Raw genomic sequence first — 620 nt, forward strand, 5'->3', positions numbered from 1 at the left:
CTCTGGCTCGGTCGCGGCGGTCGCATCGCGCGTTGCCCGCGGCCCGTCGAGCTCGACGCGGCGGCTCGTGCCAAGCTCGCGGAGCGCCGGCGCCATCAGTTCGACCAGCTCGGAGAGGTTGACCCGCCGATGCGCTGCCCCGCCGGGCGAATGGACCTTTGCGGCGAAATCGAGATCGTCGATCGCGGTCACCAGCAGCCGCGCCTGCCGGACGATTTCCTGCGCCCGCTCACGGTAGCGGCGGTCGGCCGGCCCGAGATACTGGCCTTCGATGATCTCCGCAAAGCCGATGATCGCGTTCAGCGGGGTCTTGATCTCATGGACCAGTTCGCGCAGCGAATCCGGGTCGGCGAGCGCCACCACCGCTTCCTCAACCGCCTGCGCATCCTCCTGTTCGCGCAGCGCCACCCCGCGATAGCCGCGAAAGCGCCCGTCGGCAGGGTCGAACGCCGGAACGCCGCTGATCTTCCATTCGCCCGCCACGAGTCCGTCGCCGGCGACCGTCAGCGCCGCGTCGCGGAACGGGGCGCGCACGGTGAACGCACGGACGACGTGCGGGTCGACCCGGTCGCCGTCGCCATTCTGGGCGCGCGCGATGGAGCGGCCGATCAGCGCACCGC

1 protein-coding gene is annotated in these 620 nt (G+C 71.3%); it reads right to left on the minus strand.

The genetic code is table 11. From position 1 onward, the window contains the following. Positions 1-620 (minus strand): histidine kinase dimerization/phospho-acceptor domain-containing protein (locus GH737_RS15010; protein WP_275401978.1); only part of this gene is annotated, 620 nt, incomplete at both ends.

It is taken from the genome of Sphingomonas segetis (assembly GCF_009720245.1).
GTDB lineage: Bacteria > Pseudomonadota > Alphaproteobacteria > Sphingomonadales > Sphingomonadaceae > Sphingomicrobium > Sphingomicrobium segetis.